This is a genomic window from Paenibacillus sp. J23TS9 (assembly GCF_018403225.1).
In the GTDB taxonomy this organism is placed as follows: Bacteria; Bacillota; Bacilli; order Paenibacillales; family Paenibacillaceae; genus Paenibacillus_AQ.
In genome coordinates this window covers 513,854-532,791 of the sequence record NZ_BOSG01000001.1, presented here as the reverse complement: position 1 = coordinate 532,791, position 18,938 = coordinate 513,854, and the positions used below count along the sequence as shown (strand labels likewise).

General features: G+C 47.7%; 16 protein-coding genes. 3 read left to right on the top strand and 13 right to left on the bottom strand.

Translation table 11 applies throughout. The annotated features are described in order from the left end of the window. Window positions 1-19: 19 nt before the first annotated feature. The 3 genes from KJS65_RS02530 to mntR all read right to left on the bottom strand — a co-directional run bounded on the left by KJS65_RS02530 (window position 20) and on the right by mntR (window position 3,209). Window positions 20-943: a patatin-like phospholipase family protein gene (locus KJS65_RS02530; RefSeq protein ID WP_213648430.1), complete on the bottom strand. Its 924-nt coding sequence runs from the start codon at window positions 941-943 to the stop codon at window positions 20-22. Between the two features lie 77 nt (window positions 944-1,020). After that, window positions 1,021-2,640, bottom strand: coding sequence for a family 10 glycosylhydrolase (locus tag KJS65_RS02525; protein WP_213648429.1), 1,620 nt, complete (start codon window positions 2,638-2,640; stop codon window positions 1,021-1,023). 137 nt (window positions 2,641-2,777) lie between these two features. Then, complete coding sequence (mntR, locus tag KJS65_RS02520; protein WP_136606325.1) at window positions 2,778-3,209, bottom strand: transcriptional regulator MntR; 432 nt, start codon at window positions 3,207-3,209, stop codon at window positions 2,778-2,780. Window positions 3,210-3,381: 172 nt separating this feature from the next. On the opposite strand from mntR, the gene splB reads away from it, so the two are divergent. Then, window positions 3,382-4,452, top strand: coding sequence for a spore photoproduct lyase (gene splB, locus KJS65_RS02515; protein ID WP_213648428.1), 1,071 nt, complete (start codon window positions 3,382-3,384; stop codon window positions 4,450-4,452). On the opposite strand, the gene KJS65_RS02510 is transcribed toward splB, so the two are convergent. The 8 genes from KJS65_RS02510 to KJS65_RS02475 form a co-directional block, all read right to left on the bottom strand. Further along, window positions 4,449-5,162, bottom strand: coding sequence for a cytochrome c biogenesis CcdA family protein (locus tag KJS65_RS02510; RefSeq protein WP_213648427.1), 714 nt, complete (start codon window positions 5,160-5,162; stop codon window positions 4,449-4,451). The two genes, splB and KJS65_RS02510, sit on opposite strands and share 4 nt — an antisense overlap. A 22-nt stretch (window positions 5,163-5,184) precedes the next feature. Further along, complete coding sequence (locus KJS65_RS02505; protein WP_136607026.1) at window positions 5,185-5,979, bottom strand: metal ABC transporter permease; 795 nt, start codon at window positions 5,977-5,979, stop codon at window positions 5,185-5,187. A 49-nt stretch (window positions 5,980-6,028) separates the two neighbouring features. Further along, window positions 6,029-6,781, bottom strand: coding sequence for a metal ABC transporter ATP-binding protein (locus tag KJS65_RS02500; RefSeq protein WP_213648426.1), 753 nt, complete (start codon window positions 6,779-6,781; stop codon window positions 6,029-6,031). A 39-nt stretch (window positions 6,782-6,820) separates the two neighbouring features. Beyond that, the gene (locus KJS65_RS02495; RefSeq protein WP_213650604.1) at window positions 6,821-7,777 is read right to left on the bottom strand and encodes a metal ABC transporter substrate-binding protein; all 957 of its coding nucleotides are present in this window, start codon (window positions 7,775-7,777) and stop codon (window positions 6,821-6,823) included. 218 nt (window positions 7,778-7,995) lie between these two features. Next, window positions 7,996-9,972, bottom strand: coding sequence for a methionine--tRNA ligase (gene metG, locus KJS65_RS02490; protein WP_213648425.1), 1,977 nt, complete (start codon window positions 9,970-9,972; stop codon window positions 7,996-7,998). 368 nt (window positions 9,973-10,340) lie between these two features. Continuing rightward, on the bottom strand, window positions 10,341-10,613 hold the full coding sequence (gene yidD / locus KJS65_RS02485; protein ID WP_244864350.1) for a membrane protein insertion efficiency factor YidD: 273 nt from the start codon (window positions 10,611-10,613) through the stop codon (window positions 10,341-10,343). A 1-nt stretch (window position 10,614) separates the two neighbouring features. Beyond that, complete coding sequence (locus tag KJS65_RS02480) at window positions 10,615-11,076, bottom strand: Fur family transcriptional regulator (protein ID WP_213648423.1); 462 nt, start codon at window positions 11,074-11,076, stop codon at window positions 10,615-10,617. Window positions 11,077-11,253: 177 nt separating this feature from the next. Beyond that, complete coding sequence (locus KJS65_RS02475; protein ID WP_213648422.1) at window positions 11,254-12,222, bottom strand: ABC transporter substrate-binding protein; 969 nt, start codon at window positions 12,220-12,222, stop codon at window positions 11,254-11,256. A gap of 234 nt (window positions 12,223-12,456) precedes the next feature. Between KJS65_RS02475 and KJS65_RS02470 the strand changes: the two genes are divergently transcribed. Both KJS65_RS02470 and KJS65_RS02465 read left to right on the top strand, forming a co-directional pair. Then, complete coding sequence (locus tag KJS65_RS02470; RefSeq protein WP_213648421.1) at window positions 12,457-13,470, top strand: FecCD family ABC transporter permease; 1,014 nt, start codon at window positions 12,457-12,459, stop codon at window positions 13,468-13,470. Next, window positions 13,467-14,522, top strand: a complete 1,056-nt coding sequence (locus tag KJS65_RS02465) for a FecCD family ABC transporter permease (protein ID WP_213648420.1) — start codon at window positions 13,467-13,469, stop codon at window positions 14,520-14,522. The genes KJS65_RS02470 and KJS65_RS02465 overlap by 4 nt, the downstream gene beginning before the upstream one ends. Window positions 14,523-14,757: 235 nt before the next feature. Here KJS65_RS02465 and KJS65_RS02460 read toward each other — a convergent pair whose 3' ends face one another. Both KJS65_RS02460 and nagZ read right to left on the bottom strand, forming a co-directional pair. Next, window positions 14,758-17,112, bottom strand: a complete 2,355-nt coding sequence (locus tag KJS65_RS02460; protein WP_213648419.1) for a stalk domain-containing protein — start codon at window positions 17,110-17,112, stop codon at window positions 14,758-14,760. Window positions 17,113-17,298: 186 nt separating this feature from the next. After that, window positions 17,299-18,918, bottom strand: coding sequence for a beta-N-acetylhexosaminidase (gene nagZ, locus KJS65_RS02455; RefSeq protein ID WP_213648418.1), 1,620 nt, complete (start codon window positions 18,916-18,918; stop codon window positions 17,299-17,301). Between the last annotated feature and the right edge of the window lie 20 nt (window positions 18,919-18,938).

The following is an 18,938-nucleotide window of genomic DNA, read 5'->3' as shown; positions in this document are numbered from 1 at the left end:
TCGAACGCCTTCTTTATATTCAGCCCTTATATCTCGCAAAAAACTTGTTCCCCGCCTGAACTCCCGACTCGAATAGCTCCATGCTTTTTTCCGGTGAAATATGAAACTCTGTTGTTCCGACGCCCAGCGTAGGAATTTTAATGGTTCTGAACCGGTTTACCTGCTCAATATATCGCTCATCATGGGCGGAAAGCATCGTTTCAAACATCGCCTGCAGCATGCTGATCGGCCCGCGGATCATATGGGGACTGTTGGAACTGCGACCCACCATTTGAAATCCAATAGTCTGTACAGTGGTCTGCCCGGGAGCCTCCAGCGTTGTATCATCGAACAGCCATAAAGGGAAGTTGCTGAGTAGCCCTCCATCCACCACATACACAAACTGATCTGCGAAGGCTTTGCCTCTGGCCGCTTCACCGGATAATCTTAATATCACCGGATCAAAAAAATAGGGAATGCTCGTGCTCATCCGGATGGCCTTGGATACCTCAAAATAAGCCGGATTAAGACCCAGTTTGATCAAGTCTTCCGGGAGCACAAGAATCTTCCCATTGGTAATGTCTGAAGCAATAATCATCAGCTTTCCTGCAGGAATATCCGAAAACGTACGAATCCCCTTTTTTTTCAATATATTGTGAATCCAATATTCCAGTGCTTCTCCCGAATAAAGACCTTTTTTAATAATAAGACGTACCGCCGGGCCAATGATTTTCGTATTGAAAATGGGGGCGCGGTGAAGAAAAGAAGTAAAAGGCGTTGTTCTGACAATTTCGCTCATTTCATCCGCCGAAAATCCCGCTGCAAGCAGCGCAGCAACGATAGATCCTGAAGAGGTTCCTGCCACTTTGTTAAATACAACACCCGCTGCTTCCGCCGATTTAACCGCTCCTGCCAGCGAAATCCCCTTAACGCCGCCGCCCTCAAAAACCGCATTGATGAGCATACAAAAAACCCCCGTCCTCAACTATTCAAAATAATGTATGAGAACGGGAGTCGATTAATGACTCATGATATTCGTATTTATTGCTGATAAAATGCGGTAAGTGCCGGAATAAGTCCGAGCGGATTGTTAATCAGATGTGTGGCTCTGAAGAAAATGCTTCCTTTAATATCCGCATATTTTTCATTATATTTCAGCTGATTGATAATCTCCTGCGAGCTCTGCCAGCCAGCTTCTGTTGTGCCGAGCTTATAAGGCGCCTGACCGATATACAGATCCACACCCGTGCCTGCTACTTCACCAGCCCACCAATCGACCAGCTTGTCATATTGTGCAATTTTGAATGACATGCTCCAATAAATTTGAGGAGCAACATAATCGATCCATTTATTCTGAATCCAAGTTCTCACATCCGCATACATCGAATCATACGCTGTGACGCCCGCTTTAGTATCTGAGCCCGTTATGTCTGTCGCTTTATTACGCCACACGCCAAACGGACTGATGCCGAATTCAACCGAAGGCTTGGAAGCATGTATCGATTGACCAAGCTGCTGAACAAACTGGTTTACATTATCTCTGCGCCAATCCGCTTGGGAAAGTCCGCTGGTATTATAAGTTTTGTACGTACTGCTATCGTTAAATGTTCCTCCTGAAGGGTAGAAGTAATCATCCAGGTGAACGCCGTCAATGTTGTATTTGTTCACAACTTCCATAACGGTATCAATGATATGCTGGCGCGCTTCCGGAATTCCCGGATTAATGATCAACTGATTATTTGCCGTCACAATCCAGTCCGGGTGCTCGATAGCCACATGATTGGCAGCCAGCTTCGTTGTCACCGTATCCATGCTCGCACGGAATGGGTTAAACCATGCATGGAACTGCATGCCACGCTTATGAGCTTCCTCAATCATAAACTCCAGTGGATCATAACCAGGGTCTTTTCCTTGTGTGCCTGTCAAATACCTGGACCAAGGCACCAGATCCGAAGGATAGAACGCATCGCCTGCTGGACGTACCTGTACGAATAAGGCATTAATGTCCATAGCCTGCAGCTTGTCCAGCAGGGAGATGAACTCCTGCTTCTGCTGATCTACTTTTCCGTAGGATTTCGTTGAAGGCCAGTCCAAGTTCGAAACGGTGGAAATCCACGCACCATGCAGTCCCTGTGTCTGCTGCCCGTTTCCTTTACCCGGATCGGGTTGGCTAGGCTCTGCCGGATTCGGCAGGTTAGGTATGTATGATCCCGATAGCAGCGCAATGCTCTGAGCCGACTGATTCCAAATCACCTGAAGCCCCAGATTTTCACCAACAAAACGCAGTGGCACCATAATTCTGCCATTCTTGATCTGGACGGATGCATCCAGAGCCACATCGTTGCCGTTCACCAATGCAGTCTTCTTGCCGCTAACCAGCGACATGGATGAACCATCGCGGTTAATCTTAACGGTTTTCGTGGTCTGCTGCCAATCTACCGATGCTCCCAAACCTTCACTAATAACGCGAAGAGGTACCATCGTGACATAAACCTTCGGTATGATATAGGGGGCAACATCACTGCTGATCTTATCTCCATCGAGACTGATGCTGATGGATTGCTTCGAAGTTTCCGCTTGAACAGAACGACTGGTAACAGGTAAAAACAATACTAACACGAGTGCCAGGATCATCCATTTGTGAAACTTCCAAAACCTCATTCTACGAATCCTCCAAGTAATAATAGATTTGCAGGCATAATGCACCGCAGCCTTTTCGGGCAGGCTGTCATGCCTACATATGGGGTATTACCTCTCCAAAAACGAAGAGGCATCCGTCTCTTGGAAGGGACAGATGCCTATTTTACCGAATCGCCCACTAATTCATTGTGAATATTTCGCAAGTCTTGAAGACGCTGCTCATCCCGCCGGAAAAACTCTACAAGCGTTTCAATATGCGTAATGGAATCCCAGCTCAGGTGATGCTCGATCCCTTCCACATCTGTATAGATATGCTCATCGGATACACCGATCATCGTCAAAAATTCTTCCAGCAGCTTATGGCGGTCTACCAAACGTTTACCCATCTTTTTCCCTTTACTGGTCAGGACAAGTCCACGGTATTTCTCATAAATGAGGTAATCATCCTTATCCAGTTTTTGAATCATTTTGGTAACCGATGAAGGATGAACCTCCAAGCCTTCGGCAATGTCCGAGACACGAGCATATCCCTTTTCGTCAATCAGCTTGTAGATGCGCTCCAAATAATCCTCCATGCTGGGCGTTGGCATCTTTTTCCCTCTTTTCTCTTTTTAAGCATGAATCATGGAACCAAAATACCTGCTCTTGTAATGATACATGTTTCCGTGAGGACTTGGCAAGTCCTGCCGGGAAACGGCCCTTTTACCACGATTGAGGCGGGAACGGGCCACGCATAATAAAACGTGAAAGGAGCATGATGCTATGGGGACAGGTGTGAAGGAACGACCGCGCAAGACCTTAAGGCCAACCAAACCGTTCTTACCGGACCTTGTATATTTTGAACCGGATGCGCTTAACTATTCCAAAGGCAAAAAAATAATGGAATGGGTAAAATCCAACAATATTCCGCTGCGCATGACCAGCTCCCATAACCGCATCACGAACTTGCCGGGAGAAACGGATCTTGAAAAGTACAAAAATGCCAAGCGGACGCTAGTCGTGGGTGTTCGCAAGACCTTAGAATTTGATCAATCCAAGCCTTCAGCCGAATACGCAATCCCGATCTCTACAGGCTGCATGGGACACTGCCATTATTGTTATCTTCAAACAACGCTTGGGGCTAAACCTTATGTACGCGTGTATGTGAACACCGAAGACATTCTTGCAGCCGCCAAACGGTATATTGAGGAGCGCAAGCCTGAAATTACCCGATTTGAAGCTGCCTGTACCTCGGACCCCGTGGGTATTGAGCATATTACCGGTTCGCTCGCAGATCTGATCACGTTCATGGCCGATGAAGAGTTCGGCAGACTGAGATTTGTGACCAAATTCCATCATGTGGATCCCTTACTCGGCTTAAAGCATAATGGGCATACGAGGATCCGCTTTAGCGTGAATTCCGATTATGTCATTCGTCAATTCGAGCCCTCGACTTCTCACTTCGAGGAACGGATTGAAGCCGCAGGAAAAGTGGCTCACGCCGGTTATCCGCTCGGTTTTATCATCGCCCCGATTATTTGGTATGACGGCTGGGAAGAAGGCTATGCAGACCTCCTGCAGCGTCTGGAGAGAACACTTCCAAAGGATGCTGCCAAGGATTTAACCTTCGAGCTGATCCAGCATCGTTTTACCAAAACGGCAAAATCGGTCATTGAGCAGCGTTATCCCAAATCCAAGCTCGAAATGGACATGGAGAAACGTAAAAAGAAGTGGGGCCGCTGGGGACAGTCCAAATACGTATATCCCGACGAACAACAAACCGCCCTGCGCGAATTTATCACAGAGCGGATTTTTGAGCATTTCCCATCAGCGAACATTGATTATTTCACCTAAAACTTGAGCCACTCCGGCGTAATTGCCTGCAGCCAAATCGTGATTTTGGTCATTTGATTCGTAAACAGCAGGACACCCATCAAGAGCATCAATACACCGCCGATTTTCATCATAATGCCCGAGTACTTTACGATCCACTTGGTTGAACCGATAAAAAATGCCAAAACGAAAAAGGGAATGGCAAATCCAAGCGTGTATGCGGTGATAAGCGGGAACCAAGCCCCGGGCTCCGTTGCCGCTAATGCAATAATGGCAGCCAAAATCGGTCCGACACACGGGGACCAACCAGCTGAAAAACCGATTCCGAAGATAAAGGAACCTATGTATCCGGCAGGCTTGAACTTGAAATCCATTTTGAAATCTCTCATCAAAAACTTAGGCTGGAATATACCCACGAGAAAAAGTCCCATTAGAATGATTAGAACGGCAGACAATTGACGGATGAGATCACGGTTATTGTTAAAGAAATTTCCGAACAAGCCTGCCCCCACGCCAAGTGTGTAAAAGACTGCTGAAAAACCCAAAATAAATGCAAGCGTATGTGTCATGGTCCGGAAACGGACTTCTTTTTTATTTTGCTCCGATTTCAGCTGTTGAACCGACATCCCTGTAATATAGGACAAATACGATGGATACAACGGCAGACAGCAAGGAGAGATAAAAGAAGCCAGTCCGGCAAGAAATGCGATCCAAATATTCAAGTTTGACAAGGCCGTACCCCCTATTTTGATTCTAAATCGATAACCCCTTTTTACCGGCCATGGTCAAAATCAGAAGTGCAATCAACAGAAGAACAATGGTTGCCCCTGGCGCTAAATTCCAAATGCCGGCGATGACGAGCCCGATAATCACGGCAATTTCGGAAATAACTACGGATAATATCACGGAAGATTTGAAGCTTCGCGCAATCAGCAGACTTATCGCAACCGGAATGGTTAACAGTGCCGATACCAAAAGCGCCCCTACAATCTTAATAGCCGTACTGATAACAAGCGCAGTCAATATCGTAATCAGCATGTTCAACATGCGTACAGGCAGACCATTAACGCTTGCGGCATCTTCCTCAAAGCTAAGCAGAAAGAACTCTTTAAAAAAGAGGGATATCACCACGACCACAACCAGCGTCACAGCCCCTACCACGTACAAGTCCTGTGTATCCAGCGTATAGATGCTTCCGAACAAATAACTCATCACATCTGTATTGTAACCCATACCGAGTGTAAAAAACAAAGACGCCAGCGCGACTCCACCGGACATGATAATGGCTATGGACAGCTCAGCATAGCTTTTATATGCTTTCCTAAGCTTTTCTATCGCAAATGATGCCAGTACCGCAAAGACAAGTCCGGCACCAAGCGGATATACTTCAATTAAAAAGCCGAGCGCGACACCGGCAATGGTCACATGCGCGAGAGTATCTCCGATCATGGACAGCCGGCGCAGCACCAGAAAAATACCAATCAACGGCGCGGTTATTCCGATCAGAATGCCTCCGGCCAATGCACGCTGAAAAAAATCACTTAGCATAATATCGATAGCCAATAATAACGACTCCTTCTGCGGGAGCAGCAAAAGATCAAGTCAGCGAATGCTGCAGATCCTGTACCTCGCAATTTTGAATTTCATGTGAATGCCGGACATAAAAGTTAATGTTTCCGTTTTGCTGCTTCGGATGTTTCCCAAGGTAGCTTTCGACCATCCCCATATCATGGGATACCATCAGAAAAGTCATATGATGATGTTCGTGCATATGTGTAATCAGTTCAGTAAAGTCCGCTTGTGTTTTTGCGTCGATGCCAACGGTAGGCTCATCCAAAATCAGCAGATCCGGATGGTTAATCATCGCTCTTGCCAGGAAGGCACGCTGCTGCTGTCCGCCCGAAAGCTCTCCGATTCTTTTGCCTGCGATATCCTGGATTCTCATGACCTCCAGCGCATCATCGCACTGCTTTTGCTGGCTTTTGCTTACTCTGCGGAATAAATTTTTATTATTGTACAGCCCTGACAGCACAACCTCACGGACGGTTGCCGGAAATAGGGGATTAAAAGCATTCTTTTGCGGTACATAACCAATCCGTTCCCAGTCCTTGAACTTGCGGATAGGCTGTCCAAACAATCGGATGTCACCCTCTCCTGCAGGCAGGAGCCCCACGATCATCCGCATCAGCGTCGATTTACCGGCGCCGTTCGAGCCGATAATGCCTACAAAATCTCTCTCCTTGACTGTAAAGCTCAGATCGGAAATGACCTGCTGATCCCGGTAGGAAAATGAGATATTTCCCAGCTCCACCACAGGTTGATGGCAATGATCATCCATTGGCGTATACATGCGACATCTACCTCTCTATTTAAAATACGATTACGAATATTACTCCTGCAGTGCCAGAATGAGGTTAGTCAAATTATTGCGCATAAGGCTAAAATAGTCATCCCCGCGTTTCAGCTGATCCTCTGTTAGTCCCTCAACCGGATTAAGCACCAGCACCTGCGCGCCAGTTTCCGATGCCAATGTTTTGGCCAGACGGTCCGATACCAGCTCTTCGAAAAAGATATAGTGGATGCCTTTCTCCTTGACCAGCTCGGAAAGCTGCAGCAGATCCCTTGCCCGCGGTTCCGCATCCGGAGATAATCCCATAATGGCATGCTGCGTCAACCCATAATCCCGTGCGAGATAACCAAAAGCCTCGTGAGAAACAACAATTTCCTTCCGGGGCATCTCTTCCAGATGGGTGCTGAATTCACTGTCCAGTTCTTCAAGCTGTTTTTTGAGGTTCATATAACGACTTGTATATGCATCTTTATGAACAGGGTCTGTCTCAATATAGCTGTTCTTCATATTTTCCGCCATGATCATTGCTGATTTCGGACTAACCCAGGTATGCGGATCGACGTGGTGCTTATCCTTATGGCCTTGGCCTTCGTGATCATGATCGCCTTCATCCTCCGCTTCAATCAGCTTTATCCCCTGGCTGACCTCATAGGCTTTCACTTTACTGTCGTGGTTTAAGCCTTTCAAGAATTGCGGAACCCATCCTTCCAGGCCGGCACCATTATAGAAAAAGAGCTGCGCCTTGGAAGTGTTCACAATATCCTGACTCCGCGGAGTCCAGTCATGCGGCTCAACGCCTGCGGGTAACAGGTTAATGACATTGGCGTCCTCGCCGCCAATCGCCTTGGCAAATTCATATATCGGGTAAAAGGTGGTCACTACATTGACCTTGCCTTCAACAATCTTCCCTTGGCTCTGTGGACCGCAGCCTGCAGCCAGTATGATCATGAGCAAAATAACGGACCCTATCGCTCCGGCTTTAAGCCGCCATTTCATCTTCACCGTTAAATGACCCACCTTAATCGTAATTTTTACTAATAAATTATAGAATGGGTTTAGAAATTTTGTCAACTCTATCGAATAAACAAAAAATAACCAAACATGATTTCAAAACAAATATGCAAAACGGAAAAAAGACGGAATACCTATATTTCTTAAGGTATTCCGTCTTATTATTCCTATATTTGTGCCTGTTCAGACCAACCGGGACGTGATTACTTCACAACTGCGCCGTTTGGCATGCTGTCTGGTACAGTAGCCAGCGTCAATTGGTCTCCCTGCGAGGCTGCAAGAATCATCCCTTGAGACAGTTCCCCACGCAGCTTGACCGGTTTCAGGTTGGTCACGCAGATAACCTTGCGTCCAACCAGATCCTCAGGTGTGTAGAACTTCGCAATACCGGAAACGACCTGACGCTGCTCATAGCCCAGATCCAGCTGCAGCTTCATCAGCTTATCGGCTTTTTTGACTGGCTCTGCCGCTATAACTTGCGCTACACGCAGCTCAACCTTGGCAAAATCCTCGATTCCGATTTCTTCCTTCAGCTCCGGCACTTCGGTAACAGCCGCCTCATCTGTTTTCACTACTGTTTCTGTGGCAGCTGCAGCGCCTCCAGTCATGGCTTCCTTGATATAAGCAATCTCCGGTTCTGACTCCAGACGAGGGAAGATCGGGTTCCCTTTAACAAGCTTCGTGCCTGCTGGAATCGAGCCGAATGTTTTGCCGCTGTCCCAAGAGGTCAGCTCGCCTTCTTCAAGACCAAGCTGCTCCCAGATTTTACGCGGAGCCTGGGTTAAGAACGGCTGCAGCAGAATCGATGCAATGCGCAGGCTTTCCACCAGATGTGACATAACCGAAGCAAGCTCGCCGCGTTTGGCGTCGTCCTTTGCAAGTGTCCATGGCTGGGTTTCGTCAATGTATTTATTGCTGCGGCTGATAAACTGGCTGATGGCTGTCAAGGCTACGGAGAATTCCATGTTCTCCATGGCCTCCTCTACCTTGCTGTATACCGCCGCGGCCGCTTCCTCAATATCAGCGTCAAAAGCAGTAACTCCTGCCTGATACTCAGGCACCAGACCATCAAAATACTTATCAACCATGGCTACCGTACGGTTCAAAAGGTTGCCCAGGTCATTGGCTAGATCCGAATTCACACGCTCCACAAAGCTTTCCGGCGTAAAGGTTCCATCCGCGCCAAATGGGACTTCGCGAAGCAAGTAGTAACGCAGGGTGTCCAGACCATAACGGTCGATCAAAGTTACCGGATCAACCACATTTCCTTTGGACTTGGACATTTTACCGTCCTTCATCAGCAGCCAGCCATGTGCGAAAACCTTCTTCGGCAGCGGTAGATCAAGCGCCATCAGAATAATTGGCCAATAGATCGTATGGAAACGTACAATTTCCTTACTCATCAGATGAACATCTGCTGGCCAGTATTTTTCGAATAATGAGGTGTCTTCCGATCCATAACCAAGAGCCGTAATATAGTTAAGCAGCGCGTCAATCCATACATAAATGACATGCTTCGGATCGCTTTTGACTTTAACTCCCCACTCATAGGTCGTACGGGATACAGCCAAGTCCTCAAGTCCCGGTTTGATAAAGTTATTAATCATCTCATTTTTACGGGATACCGGCTGAATGAAGTCCGGATGATCTTCGTAGTATTGAAGCAGACGGTCTACATATTTGCTCATCCGGAAGAAGTAGCTTTCTTCCTTGACGCGTTCCACGGGACGTCCACAATCCGGACAGTTTCCGTTAACCAGCTGTCTTTCAAGGAAAAAGGATTCATCCGGGGTGCAGTACCAACCTTCATATTCACCCTTGTAAATATCTCCCTGGGCCAGCAGACGTTCAAATACCTCCTGAACGACCTTGGTATGGCGCGGTTCTGTCGTACGGATGAAGTCGTCATTTGAAATATCGAGTTTTTTCCATAATTCCTTGATTCCGGCCACAATATCATCCACGAACTGCTGCGGTGTTTTTCCGGCTTCGGCAGCCTTGCGTTCGATTTTTTGACCGTGCTCATCCGTTCCTGTCAAATAACGCACATCATATCCGCGCAGCTTCTTGTAACGGACCATTGCATCACCGGCAACCGTTGTATAGGCATGACCAATATGCAGTTTGTCACTTGGATAATAGATTGGTGTTGTCAGGTAAAACGTCTTTTTCTCGGACATACGTCAGTTCATCCTCCTGAAATCGTTTAATTTTGTTTGAACACAAAAAAATCCCGCCCCGCTATGGGACGAGAGTTCTCTCACGTGTTACCACCCAATTTCCCCGCTTCCTCTCGGAAGACAGGCTCCATCGGTTCCCGGCTTGCTGCCGGATACCGTCCATTAACGCTGGAACACGCCGCCCCCTCACGCAGCTGATCAAGTGCAATCGCTGCCGCTCGAAAGCAGTTCCTCCCGGACCATATTCGGTGATTGGCTTAGACCGGTTTACAGCTACCCCGGCTCTCTGAGCTAAGCTATTTCTCCTACTCATCCGTTCGTTGGAAATGTCATATATTCCTTAATATACTGAACCTCTGGGTCTGAAGTCAAGTCAGACTACCGCTGTCCGTATGCGGCTTGCCGTCTTTTCTCTCCTTGCGCGGAGGAACAAGATCCACCCCGCCAGGGTGAAATGGCTGACATTTGGCTATCCGTTTAGCAGCCAGCCATGATCCCTTCAGCGCCCCATGCACTTCAACCGCTTCGAGCGCATAGGCGGAGCAGGTTGGATAGAAGCGGCATGTCGGCGGCTTGAGTGGAGAAACGTATTTACGATAGAAAATAATTGGACCTTTAACGATCTTTCGCGTAACTCCCACTTTATCGTCCCCCGCCGGATTTGGTAGACATTTGCTCCTCATCCGAAGCGGACTGCTGGCAGTCCTTACAATAACCGAATACTTCAAATTTATGCGTCACGACCTGGAAGTGCTCCGGTGCATCGGCCAGATGTATAGGGCAAAATTGAATCGGATAGGTTCGCTGGCATTGCAGGCAAATCATATGATGATGATGATGATCTTCACTACAGCTCGCCTTGAACTTCATCCCATCCTCAAAAACAACCTGCTCCAGCACTCCTAACTCCTGCATCACTCTGAGATTACGGTACACCGTGTCAAAGCTGAGACCGCTATATTTTTTGCACATATACTCATAAACATCCTTGGCCGACAAATAACCCGAATGTTCACCAAATAATCTGGCGAGCGTCTTCCGCTGGTCGGTAATGCGCAGTCCTTGTTCCGACATGGCGTCAATAATCTGTTCTGTCGAAAGCATAACGCTCATCCTCCCGTTTATATCAACGCAAAGCTATAAATTTAAATGCACTGCGTTCTTCTTATAAATCGAATGTTGCAGCATCCTGATACTAATAATAATGCCTCAAAACGATATGACAGTCAATTACAGCAAAAGGGGACCCGATTGGGGTCCCCTCCATATTTTAAATAGGATTTACTTGATAAAATAAGTTTTCAGATCATCCAACATCAGGTTAGCAGCCAATACGCCGCCCGCCGTATTCCAGATCACATCATCAACTTTATGCGCATTTCCTTTTTTCACGACATCAAGATTTTTCCACAGCTTGTCATTGGTCCATTCCTTCTCCATCTCATTGCCCTTGCCATTACCGGTTTCATACGTGAAGTAGAACAGGATATCGCCGTCCATTTCCGGAATGCGCTCCTTGCCTACGTCATCAAAGAATCCTGCGTTGTCCTGGGATTTCGGACGTGCGAAGCCAAGCTCGCTCAGAATGAGTCCCGAGAATGTGTCTTTGTAGTACATCCGGGCTTTACCTGCCATAAAGCGGACCATGGAAACCTTCATGTTCAGCTTGTCGCCGAGCTCGGCTTTCAGATCAGATACATGCTTGTCATACGCCGCAAGCACTTCTTCACCTTTGGCTTGCTCGTTCACAGCATTAGCCCACAGCTTGAAGTTTTCCTTCCATTCGCCGCGCAGTGTTTCAGAGAACACGGTTGGTGCGATAGCAGACAGCTGATCGTAAATTTTTTCCTGACGCATTTTTGTACCGAGGATCAGATCCGGCTTCAGGGCTGCGATCGCTTCCACGTTCGGCTGGCCTTCCTCTCCGAGGCTTTCTACTCCTTGCATCTGGTCTTTAATATGCGGGTACCATGGATCTCCCGTCCAGGACTTTACAGCCCCTACAGGCTTTACTCCAATGGACAAAAGAGCTTCCGTGCCTTCGTTGGTCAACACGACTACGCGTTGTGGATGAGCGGGTACAGTCACTTTGCCCATAATTGTATCAATTGAACGGTCAGCGTCATCGGAACCTTGCGCCGCCTCTTTATTCCCATTATCCGTTCCTGTGCTGCCGCTGTCTTTACCGCAGGCTGATAAAACTAGCACGGTTGCCAGAAGCATAAGTATGATACCGTTCCATTTTTTCATAAGTATGTGTTCTCCCCTTCGATTTCTATCTGATAATGATTATCAGTATCGTGTTTAATCCTAATCGAAGTTCCTTTTGCTTGTCAACATAATCAATGAAATATTACATTAAACCGGAAGGAACACTTGGGTGAAGCAATTTTAATTGAGAATGATATTCATTGACATTCCATCCCCCTCCCCTTAAACTTTTATATGTTGTTTATTTTGCCTGATAGGAATGAGGGATACGCCATGCAGACAGTATGGCTGCATAAAACTACATATAAATGGATGGGCCTGATTGTCGGGATCATCATCCTGCTGCTCAGCGTCGCAGCAAGCATTCTGTTTGGCGTGCACAATACGAGCTGGAGGCAGGTGCTTGAAGCTTTTACCTCATATAATGGAAGTACGGAACATATCATTGTCCGCGAAGTCCGGGTGCCCAGAGCCTTGATAGCAGCTTTTGTTGGAGGTAGCCTTGGCATTTGCGGGGTTATGCTTCAGTCATTGACTAAGAATCCGCTCGCGGATTCCGGTATTTTCGGCCTGAATGCGGGCGCTTCGCTGTTCGTTGTCGCATCATTTGTCCTTTTCGGGGTCAGCTCGCTGGCTTCATTTACTTGGATCGCTTTCCTTGGTGCAGGTGTCAGCTGCCTGTTCGTATTCATTCTCGGCTCTGCGGGCAGACAAGGTCTTACACCCTTGAAAATCACGCTGGCCGGTGCGGCGATTACCGCCTTCTGCAGTTCAATGACCAATGGCATGCTCATTATCAGCGGACGTGCCATGGAGGAAGTTCTCTTTTGGATGTCAGGATCGGTTGAAGGAAGAAGCTTGGACATTTTGCTCAGTCTGCTTCCTTATATGCTGGCCGCTTGGCTGATTGCCCTGCTCATCAGCTCATCCATCAATACGCTCATGCTTGGTGATGATGTCGCCAAAAGCTTGGGTCAGCGAACCGTGCTGCTTAAGTTGACAATGGGATTATTGATTGTTGTTCTTGCAGGCAGCTCCGTTGCAGTAGCCGGACCCATCGGCTTTCTCGGACTTGTGATTCCGCATATTGCGCGGACTGTTGTCGGCAAAGATATCCGGTGGCTTATTCCGTATAGTGCGATTTTGGGTGGTATTCTATTGCTGCTGGCGGATATTGCCGCCCGGTTTATTGCGATGCCGCGTGAAATTCCAATTGGTGTCATGACCGCCATTATCGGCGTTCCTTTCTTTATTCACGCTGCTAGAAAGGGGCTGTTAAAAAAATGAGCCGTTCAACCAAATCCAAAGAACCGATTGCCGTTCGTATTAAAGGAAGCCAAATTTCCTTTCTAACGAGTAAAAGACAAATTCTTGTTCTTGCCGGATTGGCCGTTCTTCTGCTCCTGGCCATGATCGTAAGCGTCGGATTCGGAACAAAATATGTAAATCCTTGGGCCGTCGTGCAAGGCATTTTCGGACAAGGTGATTCACTTGATGTGGTCGTGGTACAAAAGCTTCGTCTGCCACGTGTCCTGGTCGGCGCGATGGTTGGTGCCTGTCTGGCGATGTCGGGTGCAATCACTCAAGGGCTCATCCGTAACCCTCTCGCATCTCCGGATGTTATGGGTGTAACGAGCGGTGCTTCACTTGCAGCCACGGCCGTCATTACGCTCATCCCTTCTGCAAGCGTGTTCTGGCTGCCACCCGCGGCTTTCGTAGGTGCGGCACTCACCACGCTGCTGATCTATGCCTTGTCCTGGAAAAAAGGTGTCAATCCATTGATGCTTGTTCTCGTTGGCGTTGGGATCGGCTCTGTAGCCTCTTCGATTTCCACGATGCTGCTTGTTACCGGGCCGACCGATGTTGCCCAAAAGGCCTTTAACTGGCTCCTCGGCAGCGTGTATGGCAGCTCGTGGAAGCATGTGAACATGATTTTACCGTGGTTTGTCATACTCGGATGTTTAAGTCTTGCCTTTGCCCGTCGAATCAATATGCTCCAGCTTGGTGATGACCTGGCTGCAGGCGCGGGAAGCAGCGTGGAAAAGGACCGGACCTTGCTGATTTTCACAGCTGTCGGTCTTGCCGGTGCCGGTATCTCCGTCGGTGGTGCAATTGGCTTCATTGCGCTTTTGTCCCCGCATATTGCCAGAAAGCTTATTGGTTCTTCTTACGGTTCCTTGCTGCCCGCGAGCGGTCTGTGCGGAGCATTTATCGTTGTGCTGGCCGATGTGTTGGCGCGGAACTTATTTAGCCCGTTGGATATCCCGGTTGGCGTGTTTACTTCCGCCGTAGGTGCTCCGTTCTTCATTTACCTGTTATGGCGGAGCCGGAGCTCTTAGAAACATTGCGAAAATGGCGGATCGGCAGTCTATTGTGGACTGCTGAGCCGCCATTTTTGTCTCTATATTTCCTTCATCGCTGGTATAACTCATCTTTATAACCTCTTGTTAACCATTCACACTTCATATTTCCTCATATTTAATAAAGAAAGCTGCCCCAGACATCTAATATTCGATGCTGAGGCAGCTAATAATTATTGGTTTTATCCCATAAGGACTGCAATTCTCATGAAGATTATTTTTCCTGTGGCAAAGGCATCAGGAGCAAATTGATCGGCAAGTTGCTTCCTGGCGATGGAGTATACATGATCTCCACATTCTGCTCAAAGTCACCTGTACGGTATAGAACGCTGTTCTCATTCGGCGCGCTTACCGCCGCTTTATTGGCTACCTGAATGACTTGACCATTCACAGTCACAATACCGTTGTAAAGACCTCCACGAGGGTTCAGCGTTATCAAGGTATGTGGTGCGACACGGCTAAATGTAATTTTGTACAATACCCCAAAGTTACCGGCATTAGAGGTCTCCGTTCCGTAAATGCCGTCAAGCCCTATTAGGTTCGGGTCAGCTTTGTTGTCTCCAAGAACCAACCGGGATGGAGTACTACCGACAGGCTCATCATAACGGATCAAACGGACAGAATCCGGATAAGTCCCACGATTATGAACATCGCGTTCGAGGCTTGTGAGATATGGCAAAGTTTGAAGCGGATCCTTGTTTTCATCGATCATGATCACGCTGTATTGAACCGGATAATCACTGAATGCATCAGCAAGGGCAGAAATCGTATCGCCCGGCTTCATTTTCGTTTTATTCACATCCGTCATAATCACTTTGCTTTCACCCGGTGCCAGATTAATAACCTGACGAGCCGATTGATCCTGCATCGATTGGAAATACCGCTCAATAGATGTCTTTCCCGTCAATTCCGGATAAGGATTTGGACCGCCAATGCCAAAGTTTTGCATGGTAATCTGCGCTGGTCTATCCGTGTACGTATTGGTTGCGATAACGTACAGCTTCTCGTTTTTACCGGTTGAATTCACATGATGAAGCATAAAGCGTGTGCTGCCAAGCGCTGTTTCCTTATACAGCAACCCTTCCGAGTACACGGTTTCAGGGCTGTTGCTGCGGATCAAAGTGGCCGGCTCTGATGTGAATGTAAAGTCCATGTTCTTCCACGATGGCACCTTGGTTCCATCAAAGGTATATTTGTCGCCTACCGGAATAAACAGCTTATTGAAATCATCCTCGGTATATAGCGTTTCATTCGTAATGGTGATAGTCTTCTGGAATTCCCCGACGGCACCATGCTTATCTGTGACCGTGAGGCGAATGGTTATAGGACCCGGGGTAAAAAATGCCTTGCGGTCATTCATCCACTGGCGATCCACAATTGCATTCTCATCATCGGTACTCAGATCTGTGATATTTACCAATTCACCCATCTTGTATTCGTCTTTGTCTGTTGTAAAGTTAGCCACTGGCGGCTCATTCGCTTTCAGAACATTGATGGTGACGGTGTATGGATCACTCCATTGTCCGCTGGAATCTTGCACATAATGAGTAATCTTATGAGTGCCAACCTCTTCGAAAATATCCTGCTTGCCTTCCCAACGCTCATCCACAATTTGCAAACCATTCGAGGTTTTTGATTGTGTCGTGTAACTAACATTCGTTTCACCTGCAAATATATCAGAAGGCTGAACGGTAAATGCGGCTACCGGCTTTGTTGAAAGTGACAGAATGACTCTCTTGTTCGCCTGATCCACCGTATACGGAATGTTCAGCGCTTGAGTGATCGAAGTCAGTGGAACCATAAATGTATTATTTTGTTGATAGGATGGTCCTTTCATCGGCTTGGATTCGCCGTTAACACGATAAACATTGCTGTTGGTTTTAAAGCGAAGCTCCTTACCATCCTTGATGATGATCGTTTCCTTCGTCTTGCCATCATAAGTAAGCTTTAGACCCACGCGTTCTACCATTGCCCGAATGGCTACATAGGAAACACCATTTTTCACAGCCATAGGCTGACCTGCAAGGAAGAGCTTGCCATCCTGGTACATTTTGTTACTGTTCATCATCAGGATCAGCTGATTAGCACCTGCCTGAGATGTAATTCCTTTTGTTACCTCCGAATCGCCCGCTTGCTCGGATGTCGTTCCCGGAGTTGTTTCGCCTTTATCTCCTCCGGTTGTACTGCCATCACCCGTGGTATCAGTACCGTTTGCAGTATCTTGATTACCGTCCTGAGAGGATGTGGATGTTGGTGTGTCATTGCCTGTTTTGCCGGAGTTATCCGTACTCGAAGTACCGTTTTCTCCGTTTGTTCCCCCTGTGTTGGTCTGGTTGTCCCCAGTGTTCTCGTTTTGCGTTTTTTCACTGGTGGAATTGCCAGCAATTCCTGCTGTGTTACCCGGTTGCGCGTTTGACGTGCTGTCTGGGTTGTTTGCTGCATTCATGTTGATGCCCTGAATGGTTTCAGGCTGAACTGTATTCGCACCTTCCGCGCCAGCGGCCGGAATGACGAGTGCAGTCTGAGCTACAGCTAACACAGCAATCATTGTCAGTTTTTTGAAATTCATGTACAGACTCCTTTATGCTTCCATTTTTGTATCTCGCCCTCTAATAGACATAGTATTAGACGCATATTTTGTTGAAAAGTTGCTCTCCTGCTTCCAATAATGTGAAAAACGGAAGTTTCCTTCAACTGAAGGAAACTTCCGCCCTTGCAAAGTTTGAAGCAGCTTGCCATAAAAGCATGGATAATGCTAGTTTGCACTTACCATATTGGGCTCATCAAGGCTGACAGGAAGTTTGCCTTCCGCTTTACTTTGACCTGCCAGAATGGAAGCCAGAGCCTCCATGAAATAAGGCGTATTCTCATAACAGCACAGATAAGCGGGAATGCCGGGAATATCGTTCAAATCATAGGGATTTCGTGTAGAAGCAGCAATCAACTTGCTGTGGTTCTGCTGCAGCAGTTGTTCTGCCAAAGCACGCTGACCCTCAGGGAGGGAGCTTCCAGCGGTGTATGTTGCCAACACCACTTGAGCGCATGATGAAGCAGCGTTCAGAACCTTCTCGATTTCTTCCTGATCCGGCTCGGCGCTTATGCGGATTTCTTGAACATCCTTCATCCACCCTGCGAGGGCATCACCCAGCGTCACAACCTCGGTCCAAGGCTCATCGACCTGTGTTTCGGAACGAACTTCAGGCCAAATCACGAGTACTTTTTCATTTATGTTTAACGGAAGCTGTCCTTGGTCTTTGACGAGCGTCACGCTCTTCAGAGATACCTCCTTCAGCAGGCGGTCCACCTCAGGCTTTTCATGTCTTTCAAGAAATACAGGCGATGCATCCGATGCCGGCAGATCGGCAATACGTTTTTGCTTGAGGGCCAAAATACGTTCGACAGCTCGATCAATCGTATTTTCACTGATTCGTCCACTCAGTACAGCGCTTTTGACCGCTTCGAACGCCTCTATCTGGTCACTGAGCGTATGGCTTACAAGCACAACGTCTGAACCAGCCTCTATCGCCTTAACAGCACCTTCACCAACGCCAAAGAATTTGGCAATGGCATGCATTTCGAGGCAATCTGTAACAATAATACCCTTGTAGGCCAAATCCTCTCGCAGCAGTCCGGTTAATACAGATCTGGACAACGTCGCTGGAATAGGCTCGGACTCAATCGCCGGGAAGATTACATGAGCCGTCATAATAACATCCACATCTTCCTGAATCGCCTTGATAAAAGGCTTCAGTTCTACCTGCTGCAGACGGTCCAGATCATGTTCAACGGTCGCCAGCCCCATATGGCTGTCTACACTGGTATCTCCATGGCCTGGAAAATGCTTGGCTGCTGCAGAGATCCCCTTTTCCTGGAACGCCCGGATTACGGCTGCACCATGCTCCGATACCTTGTCCGCGTTCTCACCAAAGGATCTTACACCAATTACAGGATTTTGAGGGTTGTTGTTCACATCCAGACATGGAGCAAAGTTCATATTGATGCCGAGCTGAAGCATTTCTTCCGCGCTGATCAGGGATACTTCATAGCTGTATTCCGGGTTATCCGTTGCGCCAAGGGACATATTTCCTGGAATTCGGCTCATCTTCTTATGGTCAATACGAGCCACCATGCCGCCCTCCTGGTCAATGGCAATCCAAAGCGGCAAATCCTCGTTAGCCGCAGCTAAATTCTGAAGCGAAGCAGACAGGCTGGCCACCTGCTCCAGCTTATCAATATTACGCCGAAAGTAAATGACGCCTCCCAGATGGTAATCCTGAATCAGTTTGCGGATTTGGTCATCCGGTACCAGAGAATGAAAGCCGCAAATGAACATTTGGCCGATTTTTTGTTCCAATGTAAGTTTAGAAATATCCAATTTCTCTACACATCCTTTAT

Bases quoted from the DNA above. Each gene is read 5' to 3' on its own strand.
- mntR (WP_136606325.1), bottom strand. From the start codon at position 3,209: ATGCCAACGCCCAGCATGGAGGATTATTTGGAGCGCATCTACAAGCTG.
- KJS65_RS02525 (WP_213648429.1), bottom strand. From the start codon at position 2,640: ATGAGGTTTTGGAAGTTTCACAAATGGATGATCCTGGCACTCGTGTTA.
- KJS65_RS02460 (WP_213648419.1), bottom strand. From the start codon at position 17,112: ATGAATTTCAAAAAACTGACAATGATTGCTGTGTTAGCTGTAGCTCAG.
- KJS65_RS02530 (WP_213648430.1), bottom strand. From the start codon at position 943: ATGCTCATCAATGCGGTTTTTGAGGGCGGCGGCGTTAAGGGGATTTCG.
- KJS65_RS02505 (WP_136607026.1), bottom strand. From the start codon at position 5,979: ATGCTAAGTGATTTTTTTCAGCGTGCATTGGCCGGAGGCATTCTGATC.
- KJS65_RS02495 (WP_213650604.1), bottom strand. From the start codon at position 7,777: ATGAAATGGCGGCTTAAAGCCGGAGCGATAGGGTCCGTTATTTTGCTC.
- KJS65_RS02480 (WP_213648423.1), bottom strand. From the start codon at position 11,076: ATGCTTTCGACAGAACAGATTATTGACGCCATGTCGGAACAAGGACTG.
- KJS65_RS02470 (WP_213648421.1), top strand. From the start codon at position 12,457: ATGCAGACAGTATGGCTGCATAAAACTACATATAAATGGATGGGCCTG.
- splB (WP_213648428.1), top strand. From the start codon at position 3,382: ATGGGGACAGGTGTGAAGGAACGACCGCGCAAGACCTTAAGGCCAACC.
- KJS65_RS02475 (WP_213648422.1), bottom strand. From the start codon at position 12,222: ATGAAAAAATGGAACGGTATCATACTTATGCTTCTGGCAACCGTGCTA.
- metG (WP_213648425.1), bottom strand. From the start codon at position 9,972: ATGTCCGAGAAAAAGACGTTTTACCTGACAACACCAATCTATTATCCA.
- KJS65_RS02500 (WP_213648426.1), bottom strand. From the start codon at position 6,781: ATGTATACGCCAATGGATGATCATTGCCATCAACCTGTGGTGGAGCTG.
- KJS65_RS02465 (WP_213648420.1), top strand. From the start codon at position 13,467: ATGAGCCGTTCAACCAAATCCAAAGAACCGATTGCCGTTCGTATTAAA.